Annotated in this window: 2 protein-coding genes; both read right to left on the bottom strand. The window is 40.0% G+C overall.

Annotated features, from left to right (window positions below; genetic code table 11):
• Positions 1-66: 66 nt before the first annotated feature.
• Positions 67-699, bottom strand: a complete 633-nt coding sequence (locus tag CRENPOLYSF2_RS15915; RefSeq protein ID WP_087144937.1) for a hypothetical protein — start codon at positions 697-699, stop codon at positions 67-69.
• A complete protein-coding gene (locus CRENPOLYSF2_RS15920) occupies positions 696-1,574 on the bottom strand; it encodes an exosortase/archaeosortase family protein (protein WP_087144938.1) in 879 nt (292 codons plus the stop codon). The genes CRENPOLYSF2_RS15915 and CRENPOLYSF2_RS15920 overlap by 4 nt, the downstream gene beginning before the upstream one ends.
• Positions 1,575-1,866: the final 292 nt, after the last annotated feature.

Consider the following 1,866-nt stretch of genomic DNA (forward strand, 5'->3'; position numbering starts at 1 on the left):
CTTCGACAAGCTCAGTGCGAACGGTTACGCTGTAACTATTGAACTGTGAAAACGCTGTAGGTATTTTTAAGATGTTGGGGTGGGCTGCTGCGCTAAAAAACTTTGGATTGCAGCTTTTAAAAGTTTAGCAGACATTGTTTTTTCAAACGGTGTGTGCTTATCGGTATTATCCTCTGAGACATAAAATAGTGTCATTGGTTTTTCGGCACTGACCAACAATTTGATGGCATTTTTTATTTGGTGTGCAATAGGATCATCTATAAAATAACCATTATAAAATAACGCGTAGGCCGCAATATTTGCTTGTGTGTTATGGTGTAACAAAGTCACCGAAATAGCGTGTCCGCCAGATAAGATAATTTTTCCATCATTACGCAAATCGTTGCCATAAGACAGCGCTAATTCAGGATGATGATAAAGACGCTTATGATCATAAGCACGACCAACAAATAATCGTGCTGTGTTACCTTGTTTATCTTTATATGTTCTTTCAAACCAATCAACGCAGCCAAACATATCCATGCCCCAATCGATATTTCGTCGTGTAGGTACAGAGATAAATTCACCTAAATCTGCTTTAATAGCGTGTGGTGTTGCCGTATTATCAACCGCCAATCCCAAGTAATTGTGTATCACCGTGGGAATAAGTGCCAGTGATAAAAATACCGCAACTGGAACGGCATAACGTGAGCAGATCATTTTGGCGATTGAGTTTGTTCTGATATAACAGCGGGTTCTTGACCTAAATAAAAAATAATAGGCAATGCGGTCGCAAAGGTTAACAAGCCTGATATTTCATGCGCTGAAGTGGCTAATATATCCAAGCCAAAGCCATTAACCAATAAAGCCAGAATCAGTACTCTTACAATATTAACCGCCACGGCGAGCGGTGCGGCAATAACTAGCAACAGTATCCGTCGTTTAACACTGCTGCAAAAATACGCAGTTAAGATAGCAATTGTCATGGCCGCATACAGTGTTGCAAAACCACTGCACGCATCGGCAACCATTAAAGAGCCGCCTTCAACTTCAAGTTGGGTTCCTGTGGAAAATACCGGTATCCCTAATAATTTTAATAAAAAAGCCACGCTCTGGGTGGCGATATGCCTAAGTAGAAGATGTAAAGACTGGGTAAATACCAAAGGAATCGGTAAGGTCAGTAGCAAAATACTCAATGGGAATAAAATGGCTTTAGTGCGTGTTACACCTAAAAACAGCAAGGAAAAACCCGGCAACGATAAAATTAAAGCAATCCCTGACAGCAGTTGCGAGTGTATGCCGGTATCTAACATATGTAGCAGTAATACCGGAATCAGAATAAAAAAGCCCCAGCCGTTTGATTCCTTCGGTAGCGCTTTTAGCTTGCGTAATTCAGCGTGAATAAGATAAATAACCAAGCCTGCCACTAAAATACCGTGGCCATTTTGCCAAACACTCATTGTCCAGCGTTGCCACAGCCATATAAAAGTGGGTATAAATAAAACAATACACTGCGTAAACACTAACCATAATAGCCAATGCTGTGGTTTTTTAAGGTGTGTGATCGTGGTGTTTTGTAACACGGGGTTATTCATTTTAATGTGGTGTTAAGGCTAATGTATTCAAAGAAACACACAGTGTTTATTGAAGTATAGAACAGTTCTGTTAAAAATTTGACAAATTGAACGCGGAATTAATCGTAAATAAGCGCTCAGTTCTGCTGGGGACTCACAAAGTTTGAGCGGTATTACAGTATTATTGCACCTAAATAACAGGTCGAAAAAATAAACTACGCCAGAGGCATCATAATTAAGTTTATCAAACCTAGGAGTGTGTCGGTCTTACAGTTATCCAGTAGTATTGAGTTAAAATAGTCGACCACCCCAA

Origin of the sequence: Crenothrix polyspora (assembly GCF_900163755.1) — a bacterium.
Taxonomy (GTDB): domain Bacteria; phylum Pseudomonadota; class Gammaproteobacteria; order Methylococcales; family Methylomonadaceae; genus Crenothrix; species Crenothrix polyspora.

Coding starts and splice junctions, on each gene's coding strand:
- CRENPOLYSF2_RS15915 (WP_087144937.1), bottom strand. CDS start 699: ATGATCTGCTCACGTTATGCCGTTCCAGTTGCGGTATTTTTATCACTG.
- CRENPOLYSF2_RS15920 (WP_087144938.1), bottom strand. CDS start 1,574: ATGAATAACCCCGTGTTACAAAACACCACGATCACACACCTTAAAAAA.